The organism is Paraburkholderia phytofirmans (assembly GCF_046028095.1).
GTDB classification, from domain to species: Bacteria; Pseudomonadota; Gammaproteobacteria; order Burkholderiales; family Burkholderiaceae; genus Paraburkholderia; species Paraburkholderia phytofirmans_A.
Window position 1 is genome coordinate 335,108 of sequence record NZ_JAQQDJ010000008.1, and the last position, 25,452, is coordinate 360,559.

A 25,452-nucleotide genomic window follows, 5' to 3' on the forward strand; every position below is an offset into this window, starting at 1 on the left:
CGGGATGAGCGACCAGCGGGCGGTCGCCGCCCAGCAGCGCCGTATCGAGGAACTGATCGCGGCGCTGGAGACGCTCGACGATCCGACGGCGCGCGAGAGCGCACAGGAACTGCTGCAGGTGGTGCTCGATCTGCATACGAACGGGCTCGCGCGGCTGCTGGAGATCGTCTCGTGCGCCGGAGCAATGGACGACGCCATGGTCGAAGCGTTCGAACGCGACGCCGGGGTGTCGGCGCTTTTACTGTTGCACGGTTTGCACCCGCAGGACTTGCCGACGCGTGTGTCGCGTGCGGTGGAGAAGATGCGGCCGCTGCTCGGCGTGCAAGGCATCCAGATCGAATTGCTCGGCGCCGCGGAAGAAGCGGTGCGTGTGAAAGTGGCCGGGCGTCTGCAAGGCAAGCACAATTCAGTCGGCGAACTGCAGCAGGAAATCGAGTTGGCGATTTTCGAAGCGGCGCCTGAGGCGATGCGCGTCGACATCGCGGGCTTGCAGGACGTCAACGTGCATGAACTGCGCTTCGTGCCCAATCCGCACACCGAGGCGCACACGGAAACCCACACCAAGCCCACCAAGTTACCCAGCCGGACCGAGGCCGGCGCGCAATGACACCCGCCGCCGCCACGACGCGCGGCTGGGTCGCGGCCGTGCGCCATTTCGTGCGCAAAGCCGACGACACGCACTGCGAGTTATGCGGCGCGCTGCTGCTGGCCGACCATCCTCATCTGTTCGAAATCGCCAAACGACAACTGCATTGCTGCTGCCGTGCCTGCGCATTGTTGTTCGGCAATCAGCAGAACGCACGCTATCGTCCGGTGCCGCGCGACGCGCATTATCTCGACGGCTTTCGCATGAGCGACGCGCAGTGGGACGCGCTGGCGATTCCCATCGACATGGCTTTCTTCTATCACGACAGTTCGGCGCAACATATCGTCGCGCTGTATCCCGGACCGGCGGGCGGCACGCAGTCGCTGCTGGATCTGCAGGCGTGGACCGAACTCGTCGCCGACAATCCGTGGCTCGCGCAGCTGGAGCCCGACGTCGAAGCGCTGCTCGTGAACCGCAGCGAAGGCGCGCGCGAGTATTACCGTGTGCCGATCGACCAATGCTATGCGCTGACCGGCGTGATTCGCGCGCGCTGGCGCGGCGTCTCGGGCGGCCGGCAGGCCTGGGACGCGATTCATCGTTTCTTCGCCGCGTTGAAGACCCAGGGCCGCGTACCGGAGGGCTTGCTCCATGCCTGATCTCGCATTCACCGTCGAGTCGGCGGAAGTGGTGCCGTTTGCGGCGGCGCCGCTGCTGATGTTCAAGCTGCATATCGTCGATACGGCGGCTGACCCTTCGGCGCAGCGCGAGATCGCCAGCATCGTGCTGCAATGCCAGATCCAGATCGAAGCCGCGAAACGCCGCTACGCGCCCGCCGAGCAGTACGGGCTCGAAGACCTGTTCGGCATTCCGCGGCGTTGGGGCGATACGTTACGCACGATGCTGTGGACGCATGCGTCGGCGGTCGCGCCGCCGTTCACCGGCGAATGCACGCTCGATCTGAGCGTGCCGTGCAGCTACGACTTCAATGTGGCCGCCACCAAATATTTTCACGGCCTGGAAGAGGGCGAGATTCCGCTGATGCTGCAGTTCAGCGGCACCGTGTTCTATCGCGAGCCCGACGGCGCATTGCAGGCCGCGCCGATTCCGTGGCACAAGGAGGCGGCGTACCGTCTGCCGGTGGCGCTATGGCGCGACATGATGGCTCGCTATTACCCGAACGGCGCGTGGCTATGCCTGCATCGCGACGTGTTCGATCGCCTCTCGCGTTTTAAAACCCGTGGCGGTCTGACGAGTTGGGAGCAGGCGGTGACGAGCCTGCTCGACAAGCTCGAGGAGGACATATCGTGAACGCGGTCGAGAGCGTGGTGCAGGCGGTGCTGTATGAAGGCTACATGCTGTATCCGTACCGGCCGACTTCGGTAAAGAACCGGCAACGCTGGACCTTCGGCGGCGTTTATCCGCGCGCCTATGCGGAGGTATCCGGCAGCGATCCGTGGGTGACGCAAAGCGAGTGTCTGCTGCGCGGCGGCGAGCACACGCGCGTGGCCGTGCGGCCCGGCTTTTTGCAGGTGATCGAGCGGACGGTGCTGGACGTCCCGGCGAACGCCGCGGTGCGGCCGGAGTCGGGCGAGCCGGCATGGCGCACGGTGTCCCGGCTCGACATCGACGAACGGCGCTACACGCCGTGGCAGGAAGCGGCTGAACGGCACCTCGCGCTGCCCGTGCTGGCGCTCGGCGACTTGCTGAATGCGCCGCGCGAGATTCCGTTTTCACTCGATGCCGGCAATGAACTCGAACCGCTGGCGGACCGGCATGGCAGGCTGCGCGGTGCGTTGCGCCGCACGCGTGCGGCGCTGCAAGGCCGCGTCGAAATCAGTGCGGCGAGCGTGGCGGCGGGCGTCTACCGGCTGAAGGTGCGCATCGTCAACGAGACGCCGCTCGGGCAGGCGCGCAACCTCACGCGCGATGCCGCGTCGCTGTATGCGCTGGTGTCGTGCCATACGGTGCTGAGCATCGAGCGCGGCACATGGATCTCGTCGATCGATCCGCCCGACGACCTCGCGGCGGCGTCGGCCGCGTGCCGCAATATCGGCGTGTGGCCGGTGCTGGTCGGCGATGAACAGCGGCCCGACACCATGCTCGCCTCGCCGATCATCCTCTACGACTTCCCGCAGATCGCGCCCGAAAGCGCAGGCGATCTGTTCGACGCCACGGAGATCGACGAGATTCTCACGCTGCGCATTCTCACCATGACCGACGATGAAAAGCGCGAAATGGTCGCCACCGACGAGCGCGCTCGCGCCTTGCTCGCGCGCACCGAAGGTCTGGGCGCCGAGCAGATGCAGAAGCTGCACGGCACCTTGCGGCAGGTACGCGCGCTCGACGCGGCGAGCGTGGGCGCGCCGATTTCTCCCGCACAGTCCGCCGCGCCCGTCTCGCCGTGGGCCGAACTCGATGCGCGACCGCACCTTGCCTGCGTGCGGGTCGCGGGCGTGGAGATCCGCATCGGCGATCAGGTGCGCCTGCGCCCGCGCGGCCGCGCAGACATCTTCGATATCGCGCTGAGCGGCATGGTCGCGACGATCGAATCGATCGAACGCGATTTCGACGACCACGTGCACGTTGCCGTGACCATCGACGACGATCCGGGCAAGGACTTCGGCGTGCAGCGCATGCCGGGCCACCGGTTCTTCTTCGGGCCGGACGAGATCGAGCCGCTCGGCCAGGCCGCCGGCGCACGGCGGGGGCTCGTATGAGCGCGATTCTGGTGGCCGGCATCGGCAACGTGTTTCTCGGCGACGACGGCTTCGGCGTCGAAGTGGTGCGGCGTTTGCTGCAACAGTTGGCCGCGGGCGACCTGCCGGGATTCGCGGCGGACGTGGACGTCGCGGACTTCGGCATTCGCGGCGTCGATCTGTGTTACGCGCTGCTCGACGGCGTGGACTGCGCGATCCTGATCGACGCGACGCAGCGTGGCGGCGCGCCCGGCACGCTGTACGTGATCGAGCCGTCCGTCGACGAGCCGGACAGTACAGCAAGCGACGATCCGTACGCGTTGCCGATCCTGATGTTGCCGCATGAGATGGACCCGGCCAAGGTGCTGCAAACCGTGCGCATGCTCGGCGGCTGCTGCGAGGACATTGTCGTGCTCGGCTGCGAGCCGCAGGATTTCGGTTGCGAAGAAGGCGAAGAAGGGCGAATGAGTTTGAGCCGCCCCGTGGCGGCTGCGGTGGAGCAGGCCGCTGAAGTAGTGGTGCGGCTCGTGACGGCGAGGCTCGCGCAGCGCGCCGCGCGCGTGGCCTGATATGCGCGGTGCGCGGACACGTCATGCATACGGCGTCGAATAACTGAAGCGGGAGACATCATGAAAGGCTTTTTCAGGTACCTCTTGTTGCCGGCATTGGTGGTCGGCGTGCTGGCGAATATGAAGGACATCAAGCGCTATATCCGCATTCGCAACATGTAGGCGGCAACGGTCAGGGAGATGGCGATGAGCACGCATGCACAGCCCGCCGGGCCGGGTTCGACGCAGCATCCGGCGGTCGCGGGACCGGTTGGTGAAGAGATCCGCGTGCGCGGGCTGGTGCAGGGCGTCGGCTTCCGGCCGACCGTGTGGCGGCTGGCGCATGCCTGCGGCGTGGTCGGCGACGTGTGCAACGACAGCGACGGCGTGCTGATTCACGCATGGGGCGACGCGCGGATGCTGCAGCGTTTCATCGACAGCCTGAGCGCCGAGTGTCCGCCGCTCGCGCGGATCGACGCGATCGAGCGGCATCAGTTGAACGAGGCGGCCGGAGCGAATGACTTTCGTATCGTGCCGAGCGTGCGTGGCCCTGTGCAAACCGGCGTCACGCCCGACGCGGTCATCTGCGCCGACTGCGCGGCGGATATCGCCGACCCGGCGAACCGCCGCTACCGCTATCCCTTTACGAACTGCACGCACTGCGGCCCCCGGCTATCGATCGTGCAGGCCATTCCCTACGATCGCGCCAATACGACGATGGCGGCGTTCGCCATGTGCGACGCGTGCCGCGCGGAATACGACGATCCCGCCAACCGGCGCTTTCACGCGCAACCGGTCGCGTGCCCCGCATGCGGCCCGCGTGTCTGGCTGGAGAGTCGCGACGGCGGGCGTGTGCGCGGCGACGACCCGTGCCGCGCGGCGAGCCAGTTGCTGCGGCATGGCGCGATCGTCGCGATCAAGGGCTTGGGCGGTTTTCAGCTGGCCTGCCATGCGAACGATGAAACCGCGGTCGCGCGTCTGCGGCAGCTGAAACGGCGCGAGCGCAAACCCTTTGCGCTGATGGCGCGCGATCTGCAAGCCGTGCAGCGGTATTGCACAGCGAACCAGGCCGAGCACGCGCTGCTCGCGAGCGCGGGCGGACCCATCGTGATTCTGTCTGCCGATGGCGTCGAATGCGTCGCGCCGAGTGTTGCGCCGGGCGTCGGCACATTGGGCTTCATGCTGCCGACCACGCCGCTGCATCGGTTGCTGATGGAGTCGATCGATTCCGCGCTGGTCGTGACGAGCGGCAACACCAGCGACGAGCCGCCGTGCATCGACAACGCGGACGCCCGCGCGCGTCTCGGCCGTATCGCCGATGTCTTCCTGATGCACGACCGCGACATTTCCCGCCGGGTCGACGATTCGGTCGCGCGCGTGGTGCAGGGAACGGCGCGGATCGTGCGGCGCGCGCGCGGCTATGCGCCGGCGCCGCTGCTGTTGCCCAAAGGTTTCGCCGACACCCCCGCAGTGCTGGCGATGGGCGGCGAACTCAAGAACACCTTCTGCCTCGCGCGAGATGCGCGGGCGATCGTTTCGCATCACATCGGCGATCTGGAAGACGCGCTCACATATGCGGACTATCGCCGCGCGGTGGCGCAGTATCTGCGTCTGTTCGAGCATGAACCGCAGGCGATCGCGCTCGACCTGCATCCCGAGTATCTGTCGCGCAAGATCGGCTACGAGCTCGCGCAAGCCCCACAGATTCCGGTGATCGAAGTGCAGCATCATCACGCGCATCTCGCCGCGTGCATGGCCGAGAACGGCGTCCCCTTCGATGCGTTGCCGATGCTCGGCGTCGCGCTCGACGGCCTCGGTTACGGCGACGACGGCACGTTGTGGGGCGGCGAATTCATGCTGGCCGACTATCGCGGCTATACGCGCCTCGGCCGCTTCAAACCGGTAGCGATGCCGGGCGGCACGCGCGCCATCGACGAGCCGTGGCGCAATGCCTACGCGCATCTGCGGGCGGCTTTCGACTGGTACGGATTCACGCGCCACTACAGCGGTCTGGAGATGCAGCAGTTCCTGAGCAGCCGTCCGCGCGCGGCGCTCGATTCGATGATCGCGCAGCGTGTGAACAGCCCGCTCGCGAGTTCGGCGGGCCGTCTGTTCGACGCGGTGGCGGCCACGCTCGGCGTGTGCCGTGAGCGCGTGCTTTACGAAGGTCAGGCCGCGATCGAACTGGAGGCGCTGGTCGATCAGCACACGCTGCGCAACGACAGCGACGCGCATGCGTATCCGTTCGAACTGACCAACACCATGCCGGGCGGGTTGCGCTGCATCGAACCCCGGCCGATGTGGGAAGCCTTGCTCGACGATCTGCTGCGCTGCACGCCCGTGCCGGTGATCGCGGCGCGTTTTCACAAGGGCGTGGCGATCGCGATCGTGCGCATGGTGGAGAGTCTTGCCGATCTGCTGACCGGTCCGGCCGACACGCGCAGCGTCGCGCTATCGGGCGGCGTGTTCCAGAACCGCGTCCTGTTCGAACAGGTCGCCACGCGCCTCAACGAAGCGGGTTTTCGCGTGCTGACGCATCGCCAGGTGCCGGCCAACGACGGCGGATTGTCGCTCGGGCAGGCGGTCATCGCGGCGGCGCGGCAGCGCGACGAGGGTTGATGGTTGGCACGGGATAGAGGGGAGAGCGACATGTGTCTGGGCATCCCAGGGCAGATCGTCGAAGTGACGGATGCGGCGAACGATCTCGCGCTCGTCAATGTCGGCGGTGTGCGGCGCGTGATCAACATCGCCTTCGTGATCGACGAAGACCGGCCGGCAAGCGCGTGCGTCGGCGAATGGGTGCTGGTGCATGTCGGCTTTGCGATGAGCCGCGTCGACGAGCAGGAGGCGGCGCGCACGCTTGCGCTGCTGCATGAACTGGGCGTCGCGCAGGGCGAGATGGATGAGCTGCGCGGCGCGCCGTGAGCGCGCCGGCACCCGCACACGGAGACCGGTCATGCCTGAACACGAATCGCTGCAAGCGCTGTATCCGTTCCTGCATGGCGCGCATCAGGACGCGGAGCGGCTCGACGCCGCCTTGCTCGAATCGGTGCGTAGCAAGGCGCAGGACAGCGTGGATGCGAAAACGCGTTTCTTCGAGGAAAGCGCGCCCGAGGTCGTGCGCGTGGCTCACGCGATTGCCGGCGTGTATCGCCGTGGCGGACGGCTCTTCGCGATGGGCAATGGCGGTTCGAGTTGCGACGCGGCGCATATCGCGGTCGAGTTTCTGCATCCCGTCACGACGGGACGGCCCGCGCTCACCGCCGTCAATCTCGTCGCCGACATGGCCATGTTGACGGCGGTCGGCAACGACGTCGGCTTCAATCATATTTTCGTCCGGCAACTGGTGGCGCAGGCACGGCGCGGCGACGCGCTGATCGGCGTGTCGACGAGCGGCAATTCGGAGAACCTGCTGGCCGCGTTCGCGAAGGCGAAAGAGATGGAACTGCTGACCATCGGACTCTCCGGTCACGACGGCGGCCGCATGGCCACGAGCGCCGCGCTCGATCATTGCCTCGTGGTGAGAAGCGACAGCATTCATCGCGTGCAGGAGACCCATGTCGCGATTTATCACATTCTGTGGGATCTCGTGCATACGCTGCTCGCCGACGATCGCGGCGGTCTCGGCGCTTCGGCTACGGCGGCCAAGGTGGCCTTGGGAGGCGCGCCATGAAATACGTCGATGAGTTTCGCGACCCGGACAAGGCGAAAACGCTCGCGAAGGAAATCCGCGCGCTGGTGTCGCGCATCGAGCGCGCGAAGCAAAGGCCGCTGCAAATCATGGAGGTGTGCGGCGGCCACACTCACACGATTTTCCGCTACGGCATCCAGCAACTGCTGCCCGACGCCGTGGAGTTCGTTCACGGTCCTGGCTGCCCGGTGTGTGTGCTGCCGATGGGCCGTGTCGACGATTGCGTCGCGCTGGCGGAGCGTGCGGAAGTGATTTTCACGACCTTCGGCGACGCGATGCGCGTGCCCGGTTCGAAGAAAAGCCTGCTCAAGGCGAAGGCCGACGGCGCCGACGTGCGCATGGTCTATTCGCCGCTCGACGCATTGAAAATCGCGCAACTCAATCCGCACCGCGAGGTGATCTTCTTCGGCCTCGGCTTCGAGACGACCATGCCGAGCACTGCGATGACCGTCTTGCGGGCACACGCGCAAAAGGTCACGAATTTCTCGCTGTTCTGCAATCACATCACCATCATTCCGACTATCAAGGCGATTCTCGATTCGCCGGACTTGCACCTCGACGGCTTTCTCGGCCCCGGACATGTCAGCATGGTGATCGGCACGCGGCCGTATGACTTCATCGCGCGGCACTATCGCAAGCCGATCACGGTGGCCGGTTTCGAGCCGCTCGACGTGCTGCAGTCGATGTGGATGGTGCTCAGGCAGATCGCGGATGGCCGCTGCGAGGTCGAGAACCAGTATGGACGCATCGTGCCGGAGGATGGCAACGCGCAGGCGTTGTCGGCGGTGGCGCGCGTGTTCGAGATGCGTGAGTTTTTCGAATGGCGTGGACTCGGCTCGATCGACCATTCCGGCGTGCGGATGCGCGAGGCGTTCGCGGCATTCGACGCCGAGCGCAAGTTCGCGGTGCCGAATCTGAAGATCGCCGATCCGAAAGCCTGCCAATGTGGCGAGGTGCTCAAGGGCGTGATCAAGCCGCAGCAATGCAAGGTGTTCGGCACGGCGTGTACGCCCGAGTCGCCGCTCGGCGCGCTGATGGTGTCGAGCGAAGGGGCTTGCGCGGCGTATTACAACTATGGGCGGATCGATACGTCGCGTATCGATGAACGGCGCGCGGCGCGGCAAGCGGCGACTCAATTAGCGACGCAGGTAGTGCCGTGTCCCGGCGCCGGTGGCGTGGCCGATGCGCCTGCTGCGGCGATGCTCGCCACCTCTACCGTGCGAGGCGGCCCATGAATGACCGTGCCGCCACCTCGATCAAAACCAGCGCGCCACGCCGCGTGCGGGACGCCTCCGTCAATCTCGCGCACGGCGGCGGCGGCCGCGCAATGCGCGATCTGATCGAAGACGTGTTCGTGTCGACGTTCGACAATCCCACGCTCGCGGCGCTGGAAGATCAGGCCGTTTTCGCGCTTGCCGATCTCGCCGCGCACGGCGACCGGCTTGCCTTTACGACCGATAGTTACGTGGTCGATCCGCTGTTCTTTCCGGGCGGCGACATCGGCACGCTCGCGGTGTCCGGTACGGTGAACGACCTGGCGGTGTGCGGCGCGACGCCTTTATATCTGTCGTGCGCGGTGGTGATCGAGGAGGGATTCTCCGTCGATCTTCTGCGCCGCGTAGCGGCGAGCATGCAGCGTGTCGCGCTCGAAGCCGGCGTCGCGATCGTCACGGGCGATACAAAAGTGGTGGAACGCGGTTGCGCCGACAAGCTGTTCATCAACACCGCGGGCATTGGCGTGGTGCGCCGCGATGTCGCGATCTCGGCGCGCCACGCGCGTCCCGGCGACGTGGTGATCGTCAACGGGTATCTCGGCGATCACGGCGCGGCGATTCTGGTGGCGCGTCAGCAGCTTGCCCTTGAAGCCGACATGGAGAGCGACTGCTGTCCCCTCAACGGCCTGATCGCGGCCATGCTCGACGCGTGCCCGCAGATTCACTGTCTGCGCGATGCAACGCGCGGCGGTGTCGCGACCGTGCTCAATGAGTTCGCGCAAAGCTCGAACGTGACGATACGGCTCGATGAAGCAGCGCTGCCCTTGCGTGAACAGGTGAAGGGCGCCTGCGAGATTCTCGGCCTGGACCCGCTATATCTCGCCAATGAAGGCAAGCTGGTGGCCGTCGTGCCCGCCGATGCCGCCGAACGTGTGCTGGCGGCCATGCGCGCGCATCCGGCGGGACGCGAGGCGGCGGCGATCGGCACGGTCGAGCGGAGCGAGGCGGAGGCGAGCGGACTCGTCGTCATGCAGACGGTGTTCGGCGGACAACGCATCGTCGATATGCTGGTGGGCGAGCAACTGCCCCGTATCTGCTGAGCGGTCAAAAGGGAGCGCGGCGTGCACGAGTTGAGCATTGCGAACAGCGTCGTCGAGATTTGCGCGGAACAGGCGCATGGTGCGCGCGTGCGACGCGTGACGCTGGAGATCGGGCAACTGTCGGCGGTGATGCCGGAGGCGATCCGGTTCTGCTTCGACGTGTGCGCGAAGGATACGTCGGTGGAAGGCGCGACGCTCGAGATCGTCGTGATGCCGGGCGAAGCGCGCTGTCTCACGTGCGGTGCGACGCTCGCGCTCGACGTGCCGTACGGGCAGTGTGCTTGCGGGAGCGAGAGTCTCGAACTGATTTCCGGTCAGCAGTTGAAGATCCGGCAGATGGAGGTGGTGTGATGTGTACGACATGCGGATGTTCGAATACGCAGAGCGCGCCGGTGACCGATCTGGATGAGGCGGTGGCGGGTGGTGCACAGGCGCGGTCGGAAAGCGGTAGCGCGGGCTCGGCTGCAACCGTGTATCGGCGAGTTGGCGAGCATACGCGTGCGGGTGTCGGTGGCCATTCGCATGCACACTCACACTCACATTCGCACAGCCAACGCGATGATCACGAGCATGCGCATGGAGATGTCCAAGACCATCATCACGAACACGACCACTACCACGAACACAGCACCTCGATCGACCTCGAACGCGACATCCTGGCAAAGAACCAGCTGCTGGCCGAACACAATCGCGGCTGGCTCGCCGGCCGTTCGATACTCGCGCTGAACCTGATGAGCTCGCCAGGCGCCGGCAAGACGACCTTGCTCGAACGGACGATCCGCGACCTGGGTAACGCGTTCCCGCTGACGGTGATCGAAGGCGATCAGGCTACGCTCAACGACGCCGAGCGGATTCGCGCAACCGGCGCGCGGGTCGTGCAGATCAACACCGGCACCGGATGCCATCTCGACGCGGAGATGGCGTCGAGGGCATTGACGCAACTCGACCCGCCGTTGCATTCGGTGGTGATGATCGAAAACGTCGGCAACCTGGTGTGTCCGGCGTTATTCGATCTCGGTGAAGCGGCCAAGGTATTGATTCTTTCGGTGACTGAAGGCGAGGACAAGCCGATCAAGTATCCGCATATGTTCCGGGCGTGTTCGTTGTTGTTGCTGAACAAGATCGACTTGCTGCCTCATTTGCGCTTCGATGTAGAGCGGTGTATCGGGTATGCGAAGCGTGTCAATCCGCAACTGGAGATTTTCCAGGTGTCGGCGCAGAGCGGGGAGGGGATGGACGGGTGGTATGGTTGGTTGCGGACGAGAGCAACCTCGATTCACGCGTAGAGTGAAGAGCGGGGCTATCGCATATACACGTTGGGCCACCGCTTCTGTGAGCGAGAATCAGAATTTATGCCGCATTCCGATCCGCACTACCGCCTGTTTATCATCCGCCGAAGCGACGGCCCGTTGATCGCGGCACCGCCTGGTTCCCCGTCGAGTCCGTTCCCGACGCCTTCATGGGTCAATGCGACGCCACGCGTTTGATGCGATGGAAGTTGCGATCGAAGTAGATCAACCCGTCGCCATCGCTGCGCACGCTGATGCGTGTGGTCTTCACGAACATCACCGAGTGCGAGCCGACTTCCTTCAGGTCGACGATCTCGCCTTGCAGACTCGCCAGCGCGTCGCGCAAGACCGGCACGCCGTGCGTGCCTTCATCCCAGATCGACCAGCCGAAGCGTTCTTCCATCGGCACCTGGGTCATGCCCGCGAAGTGGCGCGCGAGCAGTTCGTGCTCACCGGGCAGCACGTTCACGCAAACGTGCCGGTTGCTCTGGAAGGTCGCGTGCATCGCGCTCGACCGGTTCAGGCAGACGAGCAGCGTGGGCGGCGTATCGGTGACGGAGCACACGGCGCTTGCGGTCACGCCGCAACGTCCATGCGGGCCGGCTGTCGTGATGACGTTCACGGCGGCGCTGAGGTGCGCCATGGCTTGACGGAATTGCTGTTTCACGTCGATGTGAGCTTCGGCGTCGGGAGTCGCGTGTGGGGTCGGCGTCATCGTTTAGATTCCTCGGGCAGTGTCGAGCGATTGGGTTCAAGCGTACTCAATCGCCGTGCGGAAAAAAATCCGCGCGAGCGGCAGGCGGGCAGGCGTGTTTCCCAGTTCGTCTAAAGCTTTCCCCAATGTGTGGTTGAGCACTGGCGCATGGACCATGATTAATGAGTCTTTCAGGGTAACTATCGCTTTGCAGCGCTTTTCCCGCTGGTTATGATGGACCGGGTATTACGCTTCGAATCGCATCTACAACAGCCACCATGTCCCAGCCCTCGTCGTCCACTACGCCCCTCGCACCGATCGTCTACATCGTCGACGACGACAGCGGCATGCGCACGTCGCTCGCGTGGCTGCTGGAATCGGTCGGCGTGAAGTCGGCGGGTTTCGCCAATGCGAGCGAGTTTCTCGGCGCATTCGATGCGGACGTGCCTGCCTGTCTCGTGCTCGACGTGCGGATGCCGGAGCAAAGCGGCTTCGATGTGCAAGCGAAATTGAATCGCCAGGGCGTCACTTTGCCAATTATTTTCGTGAGCGGCCACGGCGATATTCCGATGTCGGTGCGGGCGCTGCAAAACGGCGCGATCGATTTCGTCGAGAAGCCGTATAACTCGCAGCAGATGCTCGACCGCGTGCAAAACGCGTTGAAGCTTGCGTCGCAACGTCACGTAGCCGGCCAGAAGCAGCGCGAGTTGCGCAAGCGGATCGGGTCGCTGACCGCGCGTGAAAAGGAAGTGCTGCGCGGCGTGATCGACGGCAAAGGCAGCAAGCGCATTGCCAGCGATCTGTCGATCAGCGTGAAGACCGTCGACGTGCATCGCGCGAGCATCAAGGACAAGCTCGGCGCGGCGTCGATCGCGATGCTGGTGCGCGAGGTGATGGCGGTGTGGGATCAGGATGCGAACACGGGCGGCATGCAGCGTTGAGGCCGGCCGCTGTGGTGTTCCGCGCAACCGCATCCGCATCCGCATCAGCTTCAGCGCATGAAGAGTCCGCCGTTCACATCCCAGCACGCGCCGTTCGCGAAGTAGGCATTTTCCGCAGCAAGCATCACCGCAACATCGGCGACATAGTCCGCTGAGCCCAGACGTCCCGCTGGAATGTTCGCAATCACCGCCTTCAGTTTGTCGGGCGCCACGCTTTCATGCACGATCGGCAGATCCATCGGTCCAGGTGAAATGGCGTTGACGGTCACGCCCGCGGCGCCGAGATCGCGCGCGAAGACTTTGGTGAGCGTGATCACACCGCCTTTCGCGGCCGCATAGTGCGCGCCGGTTGCCGAGCCGCCGTTCTGTCCCGCGAGCGACGCGATATTGACGATGCGGCCCGTGCCCACGTCGGCGAATTGCTGGCCGAACACCTGGCAGCCGAACAGCACGCTGCGCAGGTTGACGTTGATGACCTGATCGAATTGCTCGGCGGTAATGTCCATCACGGAGACAACTTTGGAGGCACCCGCGTTATTCACCAACGCGTCGATACGCCCCCAACGCTGCAGGATTGCGTCGCGCGCCGCTGTGAAGGCAGCTTTCACGGTGACGTCGAGATTCAGCGCGAACGCAGTGGAACCGTCGGCGCTGAGATGGCGCGCGAGCGCTTGTGCGGCATCGAACGCGATATCGCCGATGGCGACCGCGTAGCCTGCCGCGTGAAAGCGCGTGGCGATCGCGGCGCCCAAACCGCGCGCGGCGCCGGTGACAAGAACGACTCTCTTCTGCATTACATCCACTCCACTTCCAGATAACGACCGCTGTTCGAGCGGCCCGAGGCATCGCCGAAGCGAATCAAGCGGCGAGGGCGGCTTCGAAACGCGCCGCGATCGCACACACCTGCTCATCCTGTCCCTTGCGTCCGACAATCTGCAAACCTGCCTTGAGCGGCGAGCCGCCAATCGGCAACGGCAAACTCAGCGCGGGATGGCCGCTCAGATTAAACGGCCGGATCAGCGACGACATGGCGATCACCGGCGTGCCGCTGCGCGCCTGTTCAAGTGTGATCGGCAGCGCGGGCAGTGTAGGCAGAATCAGCACGTCGACGTTTTCCAGAGCATGATCGACCGCCGCGGTGAAATCGCGGCGCACCTGTTCCGCTGCGTCGAGTTGCGCGGCGGTGGTGTTGGCTGCGGCGCGCAAGCGTGCGTCGAGATCCGCGCCGAGTTTGCCGCTTGCCACCAGATGGCCGAATGCGCGCGAAGTCTCGACGTTGATCACGGCGAGGCCCGCGTCGAAGGCGGCGGCGAGTCCTGCAAGCGGCAGCGTCTGCGCGACACAACCTGCCTTGTCGGCCGCGCGTGTCGCGGCTTCGAGGATTTCGGGCACGGCCTCGGCCTGCACGATGCCGACCTTGCACGCGCCTTGCCATGCATGCGCGGCGTTCGCATCGAAGTTCGCGGTGATGGCCTGCATCGCTGCAACGAGCGTGCGCATGTCTCGTGCAAACGGGCCGACACAATCTAGCGTGGATTCTCGCGGCGCCACGCCGAGCCGCGACACGCGCCCGAAGGTGGGCTTCAATCCGATCACGCCGCAGCATGCGGCGGGTCCGCGAATCGAGCCGCCGGTGTCGGTGCCGAGCGCGGCGTCGGCGAGTTTCAGGCCGACTGCCGCCGCCGATCCGCTCGACGATCCGCCTGGAATGCGCGCAGCGTCTTGCGGATTCTGCGGCGTGCCGGTGTAGTCGTTGATACCGGTCATGCCGAACGCCAACTCATGCATGTTCGCCTTGCCGACGATGTGCCAGCCAGCCGAAAGCAAACGTTCGACGACTTCCGCATGCTGTTGCGCGGGCGGTGTATCGGCGAGCGCACGGCTCGCGGCGGTGGTGGCATAACCGGCGATATCGATCGTGTCCTTGATCGCGATGCTCGGGCCGGTGCCGCCTATCGACAGCGTCTGGATAAACTCGTTCATGGATGCGGTTTCCTTGCGTTGACTTGCCACGGCGCGTCGAACAGACGCTCCGTGCGAAAGTGCGTGATGAGCCAGTCGCGGCCGTTATCGGCGGGCGCGAAATCCACTTCGAGGCGCGCCGAGATCAATTCGGCTTTAGCATCGACATAGCCCGAGGCCTGCAGCATGATCCAGCGGCCTTTCGCGCTCGCTCCCTGCACGTCGATGCTCTCCGACGTGAGAAAGTGCACGTTCACCGAGAAATGCGGCGAGGGCGGCAGGTAGCGCGTGAGCATCGCGAGAATTTCAGCGTGGCCTGTCAGGCGGCCGAACTTGTTCGCGTACTGTGGGCCGATGCCTTCCCAGATCGCGTCGGCGCGGAAGAGGGCCACGAGCGTCTCGCCTTCGAGCGCGCCGGACGGCACGTCGCATAGCGCCATATAGCGCGCCATCGTGCGGCGCACGGCTGACTCGGCTTCGAGCGCGGCGAGCCGTTCGGTCAACGTGGCAAGCGTATCCTGGTTCGCGTTCATTGCATTGCGCTCCGTTATGCTCCGTTGTGCTCCGTTGTGTTCAAGCCGCATTGGCATGTTGCGGCGGCACTTGCAGCGCGCGTCCGACACGCGCTTCGATCTTGCCGTAGCGCCACAGATTGTATTCGCCCACCGGCGTGGTGCGATACAGATTGCACACGGCGACCGTCGTGTCGAAATCGCGCACGTCGGCCATGATGTAGAAGGTCCACGGCGAGTTGTCGGCATGGCCCACGGTGAGACGGTCATCGTCCATGATGCCGAGCACCTTGACGCCTTCCATCGACTCGATCGCGGCCAGCATCTTGCCGTAAGCCTGCCAGACTTCGCCGATCTGTTCGCGCCGCAGGTCGAAGAAATTCTGCGTGACGCCGCAGCAGAACAGAACACGCAGCGGCAGCGTAGAGGTATCGGACATGAGATGTTGCTCCTTGCAATCCTGGTTGTGCGGATAGTGGTCGATCAGAAAGTGGCTTACAGGTAGCCCGGAATCGGCGGTACGCCGACGAACACCGCGCCTGCGCCGTCGTAGTTGCCTTCGCCGAGAAACGCATGCTGCGTGACGACCATCGAGTCGCGCATCAGGCGTTGCAACGGATGCGAGCGATAAATCGCCGTCGTGCCGCCGAGCCGGTAAGCGCGCTGCACGACGTCGGCGCCTTCGCGGGCGATCTGCGTCGCCGAAAGACGCAGCAGGCTCACCTGATCCGCTGTGACGGGGTTGCCGGCGAGGATCGATTGCCAGACCTGGTTAGTGGTGTCGTAGAAGAATGCGCGCGCCGAGCGCAATTGCGCCTCGGCTTTTGCGAGTTCGATGCGGTAGTAAGCGCGGTCGGCGAGTTGCGGCGCGCCTGTGGTCGTCTTGCGGCCGCCGGCCATGTGGTTGGCGACGTCGAGCGCGGCACGCGCGAGGCCGAGGTTGACCACGGCGAGCACTTGCGCGGCGTAGGCGATGGTTGGGTAGCGATACAACGGTTCGTCCACGCAGGGTTCGCCGCCACGCACGAAGGTCCAGTCGTCCGCGACGAACTGGTCGGACACGCGCAGATCGTGACTGCCGGTGCCCTGCATGCCGACCACGTCCCAGTTCTCGACGATCTGCACCTGATGCGCACGGAACACGGCCGTGCGCGGTTTGCCGCCCGCGCCGGGAGCGCCGACACCGATGCCCACGCCGAGCCAGTCCGCGCCCTTGCAGCCGCTCGCGAATTTCCATGTGCCGTTCACACGCCAGCCGCCTTCAGCGGGCTGCGCAGGCTGCACGGGGAAGAGGCCGCCCGCGAACACCTGGTCGGGGCCATCGGCATAGATTTCCGCTTGTGTATGCAGCGGCAGCGCCGCCAGATAGACGTTGGCCGAGCCGAAGCTCGCGACCCATGCCGCCGAACCGTCCGCGACCGCAATGCGCTCGATCATGTCGAGAAACAGGGCGGGCGCCAGCGCGTCACCGCCGAAGCGCCGCGGCGTGGCCGCGCGATACACGCCCGCACGCTTGAGCTTCGCGATCACGTCACGCGGCACATGCGAAAGGCGGTCGAATTCTTCGCGGCGCGCGGCGATCTCGGCGATCACTTCGTCGAGCGGCAGGCGCGCGGTGTTCGACGTATTCGATTGTTCGGCAGCAACGGCGGCGGTGTCGGACATGGTGGGATTTCTCCTTGATTCGTTATTGACTGGAATTCGCGGCAAGTTGGACCCGAAACGACCAACCACGCAGATTCAGACCAGTCTAGAAATGCAAAAAGAACGCTTCAATTGGGACGCCAGGCGCCGTTTTAAGTAATGCTCCGGGGGCATCTAAAGAAATCTTCAGACGCGGAACACGCGCACTGGTGTTATGTTTCTGCCCATACGTGATCGAACCTGTGTGCTGTACTGCCCGATGAATTTCCCCGCCGAAGAAGACTTCCATCGCCTGCTCGACGCGCTCACGCTGTGCGTGCTGCTGCACGACGCCGACACCAAGGCGATCGTGTGGGCGAATCGCGCGGCCTGCGACGCGCTTGGCTTTACGCTCGCCGAATTGCTGCCGCTCAAGGCGAAGGACATGACGCGGCCGGTGCCGAAATACCGCCGCGAGATCGGCGTCGGCGCAATGGACCGTTCGATTACCGAAGGCCCGCAGGTGTACGAGTGGTGTTACCGCTCGCGCACCGGTGCGGACATGTTGTCCGAGGCGATCGCCACTTACGTGCCGCTGCGCGAGCGCGCGGTGGTGATGGTGCAGTTCCGCGACATCAGCGTCGAAGACACGCTCAAGCAAACGCTGCGCCGTTACGAATCGCGGCTGCGCGAATTCATGCAGGATCTCGGCGAAGGCGTTGCGGTGCTGACGCCCACTGGCGAAGTGGAGTTCGTCAGCGAATCCGGCCGGCGCGTGCTCGGTCTGGAAGAGGGCGCGCCGATGGGCGACCTGCTCGACTATTGCAGCGAACCGGACCGCGAGCGTCTGCTGGAACAGCTCGCGAACGCGCCGCGGATTCAACCGTCGGCGCCGCAGCGTTATCGCATCACGCGCCGCGACGGCACGCCGGGCTGGTTGCGCATCACGTGCCGGCGTATCGAGATTGAAAACGAGCTGAATGGAAGGCTGCTGCACTTTCGCGACGTGACGGACGAAGTCGCCGTCGAAGAAGCGCGGCGCAATGAAGCGCGTCTGCTTGAATACGCGGGACGTTACAACGCAATGGGGGAAATGGCGACCGCGATTGCTCATGAGTTGAGCCAGCCGCTTGCCGCCGTGCGCAACTTCATCGAAGGCTCGATCCGGCGGCTCGCGCAACCCGCTTCGATCGACGACGCCGTATGGGGCCTGCGCAGCGCCGATCGCCAGGCCGAGCATGCGGCGTTGATCATCAAGAGTGTGCGCGATTACGTCGTCAAGCGCGAGCCGAGCGAGACGCATGCGGATCTGCGCGAGGTGCTCGCGGACGTGGCGTACTTCATCGAGTTGCGCGCGCGCGAGGCGGGCGTGACGCTCACGATCGAGCAGGCGACGCAGCCGCTGCCCGTCTACGTCGAGCGCGTGTTGATCGGCCAGGTGGTGTTGAATCTGGCCTTCAACGCGATCGAAGCGCTTGGAGAAGGGACAAACAAAAGCGCGACCTCGGAAAGCCGCGAGCTTCGCCTCGTCACGCACCTGCGCGGCAAACACGCGATTGCCCAGGTCATCGACAACGGCCCAGGCGTTCCCGCCGATGCTCACGGCCGTCTGTTCGACGGCTTCTCTTCGTCGAAAGCAGGCGGCAACGGCATCGGACTTTCGTTGTGCAAGAACATCGTCACGCGACACGGCGGCGAGATCTGGGCAAAACCGGCGCAGCACGGCGGGCTCGAATGCAGCTTCTCGCTGCCACTCGCCGCCGCGCCCGCCGGCTGATTGCAGCAGATCAATCATGCGTGGTGCTGGTGTGGCGCGGAATCGTCACGAGCGTGAGGGCCGTGATGACGCCGAAGCCGATCAGCATCAGCGCGACCGGCCACGGCGCGCGCACTTGCGCATACAGCGCGGTAGCCACGAGCGGCGCGAGTCCGCCGGAAAAAACCGAAGCGATTTCGTGGCCGAGCGCCATGCCCGAGTAACGCACTTCAGTGGGGAACAGTTCGCCCATCAACGCGGGTTGTGTGCCGATCATGGCCCCGTGGCAGAAGGGCAGGCCGAGCACGAGCGAGAGGAACACCAGCATCGGTTGATGCGTATCGATCAGCCAGAAGGCGGGAAACGCGATCACCACCAAGCCGAGCGCGCCGATCATATAGACGGGCCGCCGTCCGATTACATCCGATAGACGTCCCCACAACACGATCGTCACGAGTTCGAGCAGCATGGCGGCCATCACGCCGCCGAGCATCACCGAAACCGGCACGCCGATCGTCTTGCCGTACACCAGCACGAACGAAAGAAAGATATACGTCCCGCCGTTTTCGGCGACGCGCAGCCCCATTGCTTGCAAGACCTGCTTCGGATGATTGCGCAGCACCGTCAGCACAGGCATGTGCTTCGGTTTGGCGGCGGTGAAGTCGCGGCTCTCCGGCAGGCGCCGGCGAATGTACACGCCGACGCCGAAGATCAGCACGCTGGCCAGAAACGGCACACGCCAGCCCCACGACATGAAGCTTTCTACCGGCAAGCGCTGCACCAGATAGAACGCGGCCGCCGACAACACGAAGCCACCCGCCACGCCCAACTGGCTGAACGCCGCATAGTAGCCGCGACGATTGGCCGGCGCGCTCTCGCTGATCAGCAGCACGCCGCCGCCCCATTCGCCGCCTGACGCGATGCCTTGCACGACTCGCAAACACACGAGCGCGGCAGGCGCGAGAAAGCCGACTTGCGAGAAGGTGGGCAACAGGCCGATGCCGAAGGTGGCCACGCCCATCATCATCAGCGTGATGACGAGCGCGCGCTTGCGGCCGTGCCGGTCGCCGATATGGCCGAACACGATACCGCCCAGCGGCCGCGCGAGGAAACCGATCGCGAAGCCCGCGAAGGCGGCCAGCGTGCCGAGTAGCGGATCGCCGTGCAGCGGGAAGAACAATGGTCCGAAGATCAGTGCGGCGGCCGTGCCGTACAGAAAAAAGTCGTACCACTCGAGCGCATTGCCGAGCACGGAGGCGATGATGATCCGCCGCAAGGTTCGCGAGGTGGCCGGTGCCGCGGATACAGGTGGCGATCCGGCCGTGGGAGAAAACGTGTCGTTTTGCATCTGCGTGCCTGTTGGTTCGCGTTGACTAAAGGGAAAGGCGCTAGCGCGGGAAAGGCGCTAGCGCCCGAGTGATTTCGCGGTCTGCCCGCCGATGCCGAAATCGGTGTTCGGAATGTCCTTGATCATCACGCGGGCGGCGTCGAGCGGCGTGTCGAGCAGGTCAGCGCCGGTCTTGCTGAGCGCGGCGATCAGGGCTTCCTTTTGCGCGGGCGTGCGGCCCGCGATCAGGATCGCCACGATGGTGAGCAGCGGCGCTCGAACATTCGCGTTGCTCACGCCGCCCGAACCGAAATCGTGCGATGGCAGTTCACTCAGCAGAATCCGCACTGATTCGGCGGGCGCGCCGATTGCCTTCACGGTGGCCTGAGTGAGGCCCGCGATCAATTGCGCCTTGCGCGCCGGCCAGTGACCATCCGGCAAATAGACTTCCAGTGTAGGCATCCCTGTGCTCTAAAGTTCGAGGACCGAAAAGATCAAAGCAGGAAGCCGATCGCGCTCAACGCTTCGGTCGAATCGATCAGGCGAATCACCTTCTGCGCGATGCGCGGCTCGCCGCTTGCGAAACTGATGCGATGCGTGAGGTCCGCGGCGAACAGCGTCGACTTGCCGCGTTTATACGCGACGATGACTTGTGCCGAATTCACCGTGACTTCATCGCTGGCGTCGCTCGTGAGCGTGAAGCGCGACACGGTGCGCACAGTACGGGCGGCGTCGGTAGCCGATGCCGAATAGCCGGACATCATGCGTTGCACGCGTTTTTCGCGCATGTCCTGATCGTCGTACGCGTAGTTCAACGTGGCGGCGAAGTCGGTCGTGTCGTGATCGATCGGCACCACGTAGAAGCCCGCCGGGTCCCACAGCGTGAGCCACTCGCGATAGTCCTTGCGGTCCAGCAACTCGGCTTCGCGCCAGATGAGTTCGATTGCACCGGCAAAGGTCTTCTGTGAAAACAGCGTGTTCCTGTCGTCCATCATGCTTGCTCCATCATCGTGCGCCATTGCGCGTACGCTTCGCGCATGCCGGTTTCGTCGGTGGCGTGGGCGGTCTTTTCGCCGTTCGGCGCGGTGCTTTCGCGATTCAAGCCACGGTTGACGAGAATCGGCAGATCGGGTCCGGCCTGCGAGCCGCGTTGCACGCGCTCCCATGCTTCGGCGTCGTCCGGGCTGCCGAAGCCGAACGGGCCCTGGAAGTGTTCGTGAATGCGCAGACGCACGCGGTTCGCTTCCTCGGGGCCGCCGTCCATCGCGAGGGCGACGTGACGGATCTCGGTCTCGTTCGCGGAAATGGGCCGCAGTACGCGGAAAAACGCCATCGACAACGCAAGGTTAGGAAACAGATTCAGGTTGAAGCCGACGCCCATCAGGGAGCGCACGATGCGGCGCACTTCCTCCGGCGTGTGATCCTTGGCGAGCGAGGCCGCCAGTTCTTCGAAGCGTTCGGGAATCGGCGCGCCGTCGTCCATGTCGAGATCGACGATTTCCGGCACCAGCACGGCGAGGCTGTGGCCGTTGCCGAGCGAGCGGCAGAAAGCCTGGTCGCTGGTCATGAAGCTCGTGATTGCGGCGGCGGTTTCGTCGTCGATCGATTTCATCCAGGACTTGTGGACCACGGGGAAGTGATACAGGTCGGTGGTGTTCTCGAGCTGGATTTTCCAGTTGCCGTTGAAGCGGAAACGGTGTTCGCCGTTGGCCTTGATCGGATAGCCCGCGCCCTGCTTCATGAACAGATCGATCCACGGCTTGGCGCCGCCGAGGAAATCTTCCAGCGGCTCGATCTCCTGATTGAAGCTCGCAAAGATCAGGCCTTGATAGATGCCCACGCGCAGACTGGCAAGTGGCAGTTCGGTCTTGTCGATCACGCCTTCATAACCGTCGCCGTACGGCAGCGCGCGCAGGGCGCCGTCGAGGCCGTAGGTCCAGCTGTGATACGGGCACGTGAAGCCTTTCGCGTTGCCCTTGTGCTGTTCGCAGACGGTCGCGCCGCGATGACGGCAGCGGTTCTGCAAGACGTTGACCGCGCCGCTCTTGTCGCGCACCACGATCACCGGCTGACGGCCGATCGTGGTCGTGCGGAAGTCGCCCGGATTCGGCAGTTCGCTTTCGTGCGCGACCCAGATCCACGTCTTGTAGAAAATGCGTTCGAGTTCCGCTTCGAAGACGGCCGGGTCGTAGTACAGCGACGGGGCCACGCGGTCGGACTGCGCGCGCTGGTACAACGCGCTCGTATCGACGGTCTGATATGACGATTCGCTCATGGCTTGTGTAAGTGGGGTGGTCGATGAAGCGCAGTCTCGCCGACTCGCTGATATGCGTCAAATTGATCTAAAATGAAATATAAAATCAACCGCATGGATATCTCGATGAATTCGCTGGACCACGTTGACCTCAATTTGCTGCGCGTTTTTCAGGCGATTGTCGAAGAGCGCAGCCTGACTCGCGCGGGCGAGCGGCTGGCGCTGTCGCAGCCCGCCATCAGCTATTCGCTGGGGCGGTTGCGTACGCTGTTCGACGACCCGCTTTTCATCCGCACACGCGCCGGCATGCAGCCCACGCCGATCGCGCTGGAACTGTCGACCATCGTGTCCCGCGCGCTCGACACCGTGCGCGAAGCGCTGCGTTACGCGGAGCATTTCGACCCGGCGGTGAGCACGCGCACGTTCCGGCTGTCATTGTCGGACGCAGGCGAACTGGCCTATCTGCCGCCGATTTGCGAGGCTTTGCACCAGCAGGCGCCGCGCGTGAGGCTGCGTATCGAGCCATTGCCGGTCGAGGAAATGGAAGACGCACTGCGCGCGAGCCGGCTCGATTTCGCTATCGGCAATCTGCCCACGCTGACCGCGCGCACGCGGCATCAGCCGCTGTTCGAAGAGACGTACGTGTGTATGACGAGGAAGCGGCGCGGCCTGCCGCGCACGAAGGAGCTGAGTTTGAAGGCGTTTCTGGATGCGTCGCACGTGCAGATCACGTCGGTCGAGCACAGCCACCACGCGCTCGACGACGAATTTCGCACGCAAGGCGTCGGCCGTCATATTGCGCTGGAGCTACCGCATTTCGTGGCGTTGCCGAGTGTGCTGGCCGTCACCGATCTGTTCGCCACGCTGCCGCGCCGTCTCGCGCATATTTTCAATCGCGACGGCGGCTTTCAGATCTATGAATTGCCCGTGACCTTGCCGATCGCGGCGGTCACGATGCACTGGCACGAGCACTTCGATCAGGACGAGGGCAACGTGTGGCTGCGCAATCTGATGGCGGATATCGTCAAGCGCTTCGACGAGAAGTGACGACGAGACCAGGAAGTTCAGGCCTTTTTGAACAGGTCTCGCGCGATCGAACACAGTAACGTGGTGGTCGGCGATTCGTCCTGCAAGCGGCGGCTCATGATGATCGGCGAAGCGACATTGGCCGCCGGAATGGGCCGGTACACCACGCCGTGCGCGCGCAAACCCTCGACGCTTTCCGGCACGAGACACACGCCCACTTGCGCCGCCACCAGACCTAAAGCGGTCTGCAATTCCCGCACTTCATGAATCGCCTTCGGCTCCAACGCATGATCGTGCATGGCCGATAGCTGCTGGTCGGCATAGCTCGGCCGCGGCGTACTCGGGTAGACGATCAAGGTTTCCTGCGCGAGCGCCGCCAGCGTCAACGGCTTTTTTTGTCGCGCCAGCGGATGGTCTTGCGGCAATGCGGCAATCATTCTTTCTTCCACAAGAACCTCGCGCGCGAGTTGCGCGTCGTCGAAACGCAGGCGGCCGAAGCCTACGTCGATACGGCCGCCCTTGAGCGCGGCGAGCTGTTCGATCGTGAACATTTCGATCAGCGACAGCTCGATATGCGGCGCGGCCTCGCGAAACGCGCGGATCACGGCGGGCAGCGCGCCATACAGCGTCGACGGCACGAAGCCGATGACGACGCGCTCGGCCAGTTGCGCGAGGCGCCGCGTGAGCGGGGCGAGCTCGTCCGCCTCGTCGACGAGTCGCTTGGCCTGCGTATAGAAGATCCGCCCGGCCTCGGTCAGCCGCAGCGGCCGCGAACCGCGCTCGAACAGCGCCAGGCCGACGCTTTCCTCGATCTGCTGGATCTGGCGGCTGAGCGGCGGCTGCGTCATGTGGAGGCGCTGGGCGGCCCGCGTGATGTTCATTTCTTCGGCGACCGCGATGAAATAGCGGAGTTGGCGAAGTTCCATGCATACCCCTACGGTATGGAAGTAGTCGGAATCGGTGTTGGACTGCTTCGCGGGTTGTTTCTACTATTGGGGCTCCCGGTACAGCAGTTCAGGAGGGCAACGAATGATAGCAACACCCGTGAAGATCGAGAGCGTGGAGACGATTCTCGTCGACGTACCGACGATCCGTCCGCACCGCCTCTCGGTCGCAACGATGAACTGCCAGACGCTGGTGCTGGTGCGCATCCGTTGCGCCGACGGGTTGGTCGGCGTGGGCGAGGGCACCACGATCGGCGGCCTCGCGTACGGCGAGGAAAGCCCGGAAAGCATCAAGGTCAATATCGACACGTATTTCGCGCCGTTGCTCAAAGGCATGGACGCGACGCGTCCGGGCGCCGCGATGGCGAAACTGCGCAAACTGTTTCAGGGCAACCGCTTTGCGAAATCCGCGCTGGAAACGGCGTTGTTCGATGCGCAGGCACAGCGCCTCGGCGTGCCGCTCTCGGAGTTGTTCGGCGGGCGCGTGCGCGATTCCGTGGACGTGGCGTGGACGCTCGCAAGCGGCGACACGCAACGCGATATCGACGAAGCCGAGCAGGTGTACGAGACGAAGCGCCACCGCGTGTTCAAGCTGAAGATCGGCACGCGCGCCGTCGCCGAGGACGTGGCGCATGTCGTCGCGATCCAGAAAGCGGTGGAAGGACGCGGCGAAGTGCGTGTCGACGTGAACCAGGCATGGAGCGAAGCGGACGCGATCTGGGCCGCGCGGCGTTTTGCCGACGCGGGCGTGACGCTGATCGAGCAACCCATCGCCGCGGAGAATCGCGCGGGTCTGAAGCGCCTGACCGACCTCGCGCTGGTGCCGATCATGGCCGACGAAGCGCTGCACGGTCCGGCCGATGCGTTCGCCGTGGCCAGCGCGCGCGCCGCCGATGTGTTCGCCGTGAAGATCGCGCAATCCGGCGGCCTCGTGGGCGCCGCGCACGTGGCGGCCATCGCGTCGGCCGCGAACATCGATCTGTACGGCGGCACGATGCTCGAAGGCGCGGTGGGCACGATCGCTTCCGCGCAACTCTTCAGCACCTTTGGCGAGTTGAAGTGGGGCACGGAACTGTTCGGCCCGTTGCTGCTGACCGAAGAGATTCTCACCGAACCGCTGCGCTACGAGAATTTCGCGCTGCATCTGCCTCAAGGTCCGGGTCTTGGCATTACGCTCGACTGGGACAAGATCGACCGCCTGCGGCGCGATACGCGCAAAGGCGCCAGCGTTACCACGAACTGAAGCATCGAAGTACTGAAGGCTCATCCGTTAGCCATCCAGAACATCA

Annotated in this window: 28 protein-coding genes; 17 read left to right on the top strand and 11 right to left on the bottom strand. The window is 64.5% G+C overall.

From position 1 onward, the window contains the following. Positions 1–4 precede the first annotated feature (4 nt). The 13 genes from PQR54_RS23475 to hypB are packed head-to-tail and all read left to right on the top strand — an operon-like array spanning position 5 to position 11,121. Positions 5–607 (top strand): NifU-related iron-sulfur-binding protein, encoded by a 603-nt coding sequence (locus PQR54_RS23475; RefSeq protein ID WP_408249797.1) that lies wholly within the window; start codon positions 5–7, stop codon positions 605–607. Next, entirely contained in the window at positions 604–1,242 is a 639-nt protein-coding gene (locus tag PQR54_RS23480) for a DUF5947 family protein (protein ID WP_408249799.1), read from the top strand. The genes PQR54_RS23475 and PQR54_RS23480 overlap by 4 nt, the downstream gene beginning before the upstream one ends. Further along, positions 1,235–1,894: a DUF6084 family protein gene (locus PQR54_RS23485; protein ID WP_408249801.1), complete on the top strand. Its 660-nt coding sequence runs from the start codon at positions 1,235–1,237 to the stop codon at positions 1,892–1,894. Before PQR54_RS23480 ends, PQR54_RS23485 begins: the two co-directional genes overlap by 8 nt. Continuing rightward, positions 1,891–3,303, top strand: a complete 1,413-nt coding sequence (locus PQR54_RS23490) for a hypothetical protein (protein ID WP_408249803.1) — start codon at positions 1,891–1,893, stop codon at positions 3,301–3,303. The genes PQR54_RS23485 and PQR54_RS23490 overlap by 4 nt, the downstream gene beginning before the upstream one ends. Continuing rightward, positions 3,300–3,851, top strand: a complete 552-nt coding sequence (locus PQR54_RS23495; RefSeq protein WP_408249805.1) for a hydrogenase maturation protease — start codon at positions 3,300–3,302, stop codon at positions 3,849–3,851. Before PQR54_RS23490 ends, PQR54_RS23495 begins: the two co-directional genes overlap by 4 nt. 60 nt (positions 3,852–3,911) lie before the next feature. Beyond that, a complete protein-coding gene (locus PQR54_RS23500) occupies positions 3,912–4,013 on the top strand; it encodes a DUF6893 family small protein (RefSeq protein WP_408249807.1) in 102 nt (33 codons plus the stop codon). Between the two features lie 24 nt (positions 4,014–4,037). After that, complete coding sequence (gene hypF, locus PQR54_RS23505) at positions 4,038–6,449, top strand: carbamoyltransferase HypF (protein ID WP_408249809.1); 2,412 nt, start codon at positions 4,038–4,040, stop codon at positions 6,447–6,449. A gap of 30 nt (positions 6,450–6,479) precedes the next feature. After that, positions 6,480–6,755: a HypC/HybG/HupF family hydrogenase formation chaperone gene (locus tag PQR54_RS23510; RefSeq protein ID WP_168794162.1), complete on the top strand. Its 276-nt coding sequence runs from the start codon at positions 6,480–6,482 to the stop codon at positions 6,753–6,755. Between the two features lie 31 nt (positions 6,756–6,786). Next, positions 6,787–7,503 (top strand): D-sedoheptulose-7-phosphate isomerase, encoded by a 717-nt coding sequence (locus tag PQR54_RS23515; RefSeq protein ID WP_408249811.1) that lies wholly within the window; start codon positions 6,787–6,789, stop codon positions 7,501–7,503. Beyond that, on the top strand, positions 7,500–8,756 hold the full coding sequence (gene hypD / locus PQR54_RS23520) for a hydrogenase formation protein HypD (protein WP_408249813.1): 1,257 nt from the start codon (positions 7,500–7,502) through the stop codon (positions 8,754–8,756). Before PQR54_RS23515 ends, hypD begins: the two co-directional genes overlap by 4 nt. Then, positions 8,753–9,835, top strand: coding sequence for a hydrogenase expression/formation protein HypE (gene hypE, locus PQR54_RS23525; RefSeq protein ID WP_408249815.1), 1,083 nt, complete (start codon positions 8,753–8,755; stop codon positions 9,833–9,835). Before hypD ends, hypE begins: the two co-directional genes overlap by 4 nt. 21 nt (positions 9,836–9,856) lie before the next feature. Then, complete coding sequence (hypA, locus tag PQR54_RS23530) at positions 9,857–10,186, top strand: hydrogenase maturation nickel metallochaperone HypA (RefSeq protein WP_408249817.1); 330 nt, start codon at positions 9,857–9,859, stop codon at positions 10,184–10,186. Then, positions 10,186–11,121 carry a hydrogenase nickel incorporation protein HypB gene (hypB, locus tag PQR54_RS23535; RefSeq protein WP_408249819.1) on the top strand — a complete coding sequence of 312 codons (936 nt, stop codon included), beginning with the start codon at positions 10,186–10,188 and terminating at the stop codon, positions 11,119–11,121. Before hypA ends, hypB begins: the two co-directional genes overlap by 1 nt. A gap of 178 nt (positions 11,122–11,299) precedes the next feature. Here the strand turns inward: hypB and hpaC are convergent, their stop codons facing one another. Next, a complete protein-coding gene (gene hpaC / locus PQR54_RS23540) occupies positions 11,300–11,839 on the bottom strand; it encodes a 4-hydroxyphenylacetate 3-monooxygenase, reductase component (RefSeq protein WP_408249821.1) in 540 nt (179 codons plus the stop codon). Between the two features lie 257 nt (positions 11,840–12,096). Here hpaC and PQR54_RS23545 point away from each other — a divergent pair, with 257 nt between their 5' ends. Further along, on the top strand, positions 12,097–12,759 hold the full coding sequence (locus tag PQR54_RS23545; protein WP_408249823.1) for a response regulator transcription factor: 663 nt from the start codon (positions 12,097–12,099) through the stop codon (positions 12,757–12,759). 50 nt (positions 12,760–12,809) lie between these two features. Here the strand turns inward: PQR54_RS23545 and PQR54_RS23550 are convergent, their stop codons facing one another. From PQR54_RS23550 to PQR54_RS23570, 5 genes are all read right to left on the bottom strand, one after another. Beyond that, positions 12,810–13,553 (bottom strand): SDR family NAD(P)-dependent oxidoreductase, encoded by a 744-nt coding sequence (locus tag PQR54_RS23550; protein ID WP_408249825.1) that lies wholly within the window; start codon positions 13,551–13,553, stop codon positions 12,810–12,812. 64 nt (positions 13,554–13,617) lie between these two features. Then, positions 13,618–14,742, bottom strand: a complete 1,125-nt coding sequence (locus tag PQR54_RS23555) for an amidase (protein ID WP_408249827.1) — start codon at positions 14,740–14,742, stop codon at positions 13,618–13,620. Further along, positions 14,739–15,254 (bottom strand): nuclear transport factor 2 family protein, encoded by a 516-nt coding sequence (locus PQR54_RS23560; RefSeq protein WP_408249829.1) that lies wholly within the window; start codon positions 15,252–15,254, stop codon positions 14,739–14,741. Before PQR54_RS23560 ends, PQR54_RS23555 begins: the two co-directional genes overlap by 4 nt. Before the next feature lie 40 nt (positions 15,255–15,294). After that, entirely contained in the window at positions 15,295–15,672 is a 378-nt protein-coding gene (locus PQR54_RS23565; protein WP_408249831.1) for a hypothetical protein, read from the bottom strand. 56 nt (positions 15,673–15,728) lie between these two features. Beyond that, the gene (locus tag PQR54_RS23570) at positions 15,729–16,898 is read right to left on the bottom strand and encodes an acyl-CoA dehydrogenase family protein (RefSeq protein ID WP_408249833.1); all 1,170 of its coding nucleotides are present in this window, start codon (positions 16,896–16,898) and stop codon (positions 15,729–15,731) included. A 238-nt stretch (positions 16,899–17,136) separates the two neighbouring features. On the opposite strand from PQR54_RS23570, the gene PQR54_RS23575 reads away from it, so the two are divergent. Further along, positions 17,137–18,633, top strand: coding sequence for a PAS domain-containing sensor histidine kinase (locus PQR54_RS23575; RefSeq protein ID WP_408249835.1), 1,497 nt, complete (start codon positions 17,137–17,139; stop codon positions 18,631–18,633). 10 nt (positions 18,634–18,643) lie between these two features. On the opposite strand, the gene PQR54_RS23580 is transcribed toward PQR54_RS23575, so the two are convergent. The 4 genes from PQR54_RS23580 to PQR54_RS23595 are packed head-to-tail and all read right to left on the bottom strand — an operon-like array spanning position 18,644 to position 22,214. Beyond that, on the bottom strand, positions 18,644–19,960 hold the full coding sequence (locus PQR54_RS23580) for an MFS transporter (RefSeq protein WP_408249837.1): 1,317 nt from the start codon (positions 19,958–19,960) through the stop codon (positions 18,644–18,646). A gap of 57 nt (positions 19,961–20,017) precedes the next feature. Continuing rightward, complete coding sequence (locus PQR54_RS23585; protein ID WP_408249839.1) at positions 20,018–20,401, bottom strand: tautomerase family protein; 384 nt, start codon at positions 20,399–20,401, stop codon at positions 20,018–20,020. Between the two features lie 32 nt (positions 20,402–20,433). Next, positions 20,434–20,934: an aromatic-ring-hydroxylating dioxygenase subunit beta gene (locus PQR54_RS23590; protein WP_408249841.1), complete on the bottom strand. Its 501-nt coding sequence runs from the start codon at positions 20,932–20,934 to the stop codon at positions 20,434–20,436. Further along, positions 20,931–22,214 (bottom strand): aromatic ring-hydroxylating oxygenase subunit alpha, encoded by a 1,284-nt coding sequence (locus PQR54_RS23595; protein ID WP_408249843.1) that lies wholly within the window; start codon positions 22,212–22,214, stop codon positions 20,931–20,933. The genes PQR54_RS23590 and PQR54_RS23595 overlap by 4 nt, the downstream gene beginning before the upstream one ends. 105 nt (positions 22,215–22,319) lie before the next feature. Between PQR54_RS23595 and PQR54_RS23600 the strand changes: the two genes are divergently transcribed. Further along, positions 22,320–23,240 (top strand): LysR family transcriptional regulator, encoded by a 921-nt coding sequence (locus tag PQR54_RS23600; protein ID WP_408249936.1) that lies wholly within the window; start codon positions 22,320–22,322, stop codon positions 23,238–23,240. Between the two features lie 17 nt (positions 23,241–23,257). On the opposite strand, the gene PQR54_RS23605 is transcribed toward PQR54_RS23600, so the two are convergent. Then, positions 23,258–24,145, bottom strand: coding sequence for a LysR family transcriptional regulator (locus PQR54_RS23605; RefSeq protein WP_408249845.1), 888 nt, complete (start codon positions 24,143–24,145; stop codon positions 23,258–23,260). Positions 24,146–24,248: 103 nt separating this feature from the next. On the opposite strand from PQR54_RS23605, the gene PQR54_RS23610 reads away from it, so the two are divergent. Further along, the gene (locus tag PQR54_RS23610) at positions 24,249–25,406 is read left to right on the top strand and encodes a muconate/chloromuconate family cycloisomerase (RefSeq protein WP_408249847.1); all 1,158 of its coding nucleotides are present in this window, start codon (positions 24,249–24,251) and stop codon (positions 25,404–25,406) included. Positions 25,407–25,452: the final 46 nt, after the last annotated feature.

What these genes read in the sequence shown, in the direction of transcription:
- PQR54_RS23570 (WP_408249833.1), bottom strand. Translation starts at nt 16,898, where the DNA reads ATGTCCGACACCGCCGCCGTTGCTGCCGAACAATCGAATACGTCGAAC.
- hpaC (WP_408249821.1), bottom strand. Translation starts at nt 11,839, where the DNA reads ATGACGCCGACCCCACACGCGACTCCCGACGCCGAAGCTCACATCGAC.
- PQR54_RS23495 (WP_408249805.1), top strand. Translation starts at nt 3,300, where the DNA reads ATGAGCGCGATTCTGGTGGCCGGCATCGGCAACGTGTTTCTCGGCGAC.
- hypE (WP_408249815.1), top strand. Translation starts at nt 8,753, where the DNA reads ATGAATGACCGTGCCGCCACCTCGATCAAAACCAGCGCGCCACGCCGC.
- PQR54_RS23475 (WP_408249797.1), top strand. Translation starts at nt 5, where the DNA reads ATGAGCGACCAGCGGGCGGTCGCCGCCCAGCAGCGCCGTATCGAGGAA.
- PQR54_RS23480 (WP_408249799.1), top strand. Translation starts at nt 604, where the DNA reads ATGACACCCGCCGCCGCCACGACGCGCGGCTGGGTCGCGGCCGTGCGC.
- PQR54_RS23580 (WP_408249837.1), bottom strand. Translation starts at nt 19,960, where the DNA reads ATGCAAAACGACACGTTTTCTCCCACGGCCGGATCGCCACCTGTATCC.
- hypD (WP_408249813.1), top strand. Translation starts at nt 7,500, where the DNA reads ATGAAATACGTCGATGAGTTTCGCGACCCGGACAAGGCGAAAACGCTC.
- PQR54_RS23560 (WP_408249829.1), bottom strand. Translation starts at nt 15,254, where the DNA reads ATGAACGCGAACCAGGATACGCTTGCCACGTTGACCGAACGGCTCGCC.
- PQR54_RS23510 (WP_168794162.1), top strand. Translation starts at nt 6,480, where the DNA reads ATGTGTCTGGGCATCCCAGGGCAGATCGTCGAAGTGACGGATGCGGCG.
- PQR54_RS23610 (WP_408249847.1), top strand. Translation starts at nt 24,249, where the DNA reads ATGATAGCAACACCCGTGAAGATCGAGAGCGTGGAGACGATTCTCGTC.
- PQR54_RS23575 (WP_408249835.1), top strand. Translation starts at nt 17,137, where the DNA reads ATGAATTTCCCCGCCGAAGAAGACTTCCATCGCCTGCTCGACGCGCTC.
- PQR54_RS23600 (WP_408249936.1), top strand. Translation starts at nt 22,320, where the DNA reads ATGAATTCGCTGGACCACGTTGACCTCAATTTGCTGCGCGTTTTTCAG.
- PQR54_RS23485 (WP_408249801.1), top strand. Translation starts at nt 1,235, where the DNA reads ATGCCTGATCTCGCATTCACCGTCGAGTCGGCGGAAGTGGTGCCGTTT.
- PQR54_RS23545 (WP_408249823.1), top strand. Translation starts at nt 12,097, where the DNA reads ATGTCCCAGCCCTCGTCGTCCACTACGCCCCTCGCACCGATCGTCTAC.
- PQR54_RS23565 (WP_408249831.1), bottom strand. Translation starts at nt 15,672, where the DNA reads ATGTCCGATACCTCTACGCTGCCGCTGCGTGTTCTGTTCTGCTGCGGC.
- PQR54_RS23595 (WP_408249843.1), bottom strand. Translation starts at nt 22,214, where the DNA reads ATGAGCGAATCGTCATATCAGACCGTCGATACGAGCGCGTTGTACCAG.
- PQR54_RS23605 (WP_408249845.1), bottom strand. Translation starts at nt 24,145, where the DNA reads ATGGAACTTCGCCAACTCCGCTATTTCATCGCGGTCGCCGAAGAAATG.
- PQR54_RS23500 (WP_408249807.1), top strand. Translation starts at nt 3,912, where the DNA reads ATGAAAGGCTTTTTCAGGTACCTCTTGTTGCCGGCATTGGTGGTCGGC.
- PQR54_RS23515 (WP_408249811.1), top strand. Translation starts at nt 6,787, where the DNA reads ATGCCTGAACACGAATCGCTGCAAGCGCTGTATCCGTTCCTGCATGGC.
- PQR54_RS23585 (WP_408249839.1), bottom strand. Translation starts at nt 20,401, where the DNA reads ATGCCTACACTGGAAGTCTATTTGCCGGATGGTCACTGGCCGGCGCGC.
- hypB (WP_408249819.1), top strand. Translation starts at nt 10,186, where the DNA reads ATGTGTACGACATGCGGATGTTCGAATACGCAGAGCGCGCCGGTGACC.
- PQR54_RS23550 (WP_408249825.1), bottom strand. Translation starts at nt 13,553, where the DNA reads ATGCAGAAGAGAGTCGTTCTTGTCACCGGCGCCGCGCGCGGTTTGGGC.
- PQR54_RS23590 (WP_408249841.1), bottom strand. Translation starts at nt 20,934, where the DNA reads ATGATGGACGACAGGAACACGCTGTTTTCACAGAAGACCTTTGCCGGT.
- hypF (WP_408249809.1), top strand. Translation starts at nt 4,038, where the DNA reads ATGAGCACGCATGCACAGCCCGCCGGGCCGGGTTCGACGCAGCATCCG.
- PQR54_RS23555 (WP_408249827.1), bottom strand. Translation starts at nt 14,742, where the DNA reads ATGAACGAGTTTATCCAGACGCTGTCGATAGGCGGCACCGGCCCGAGC.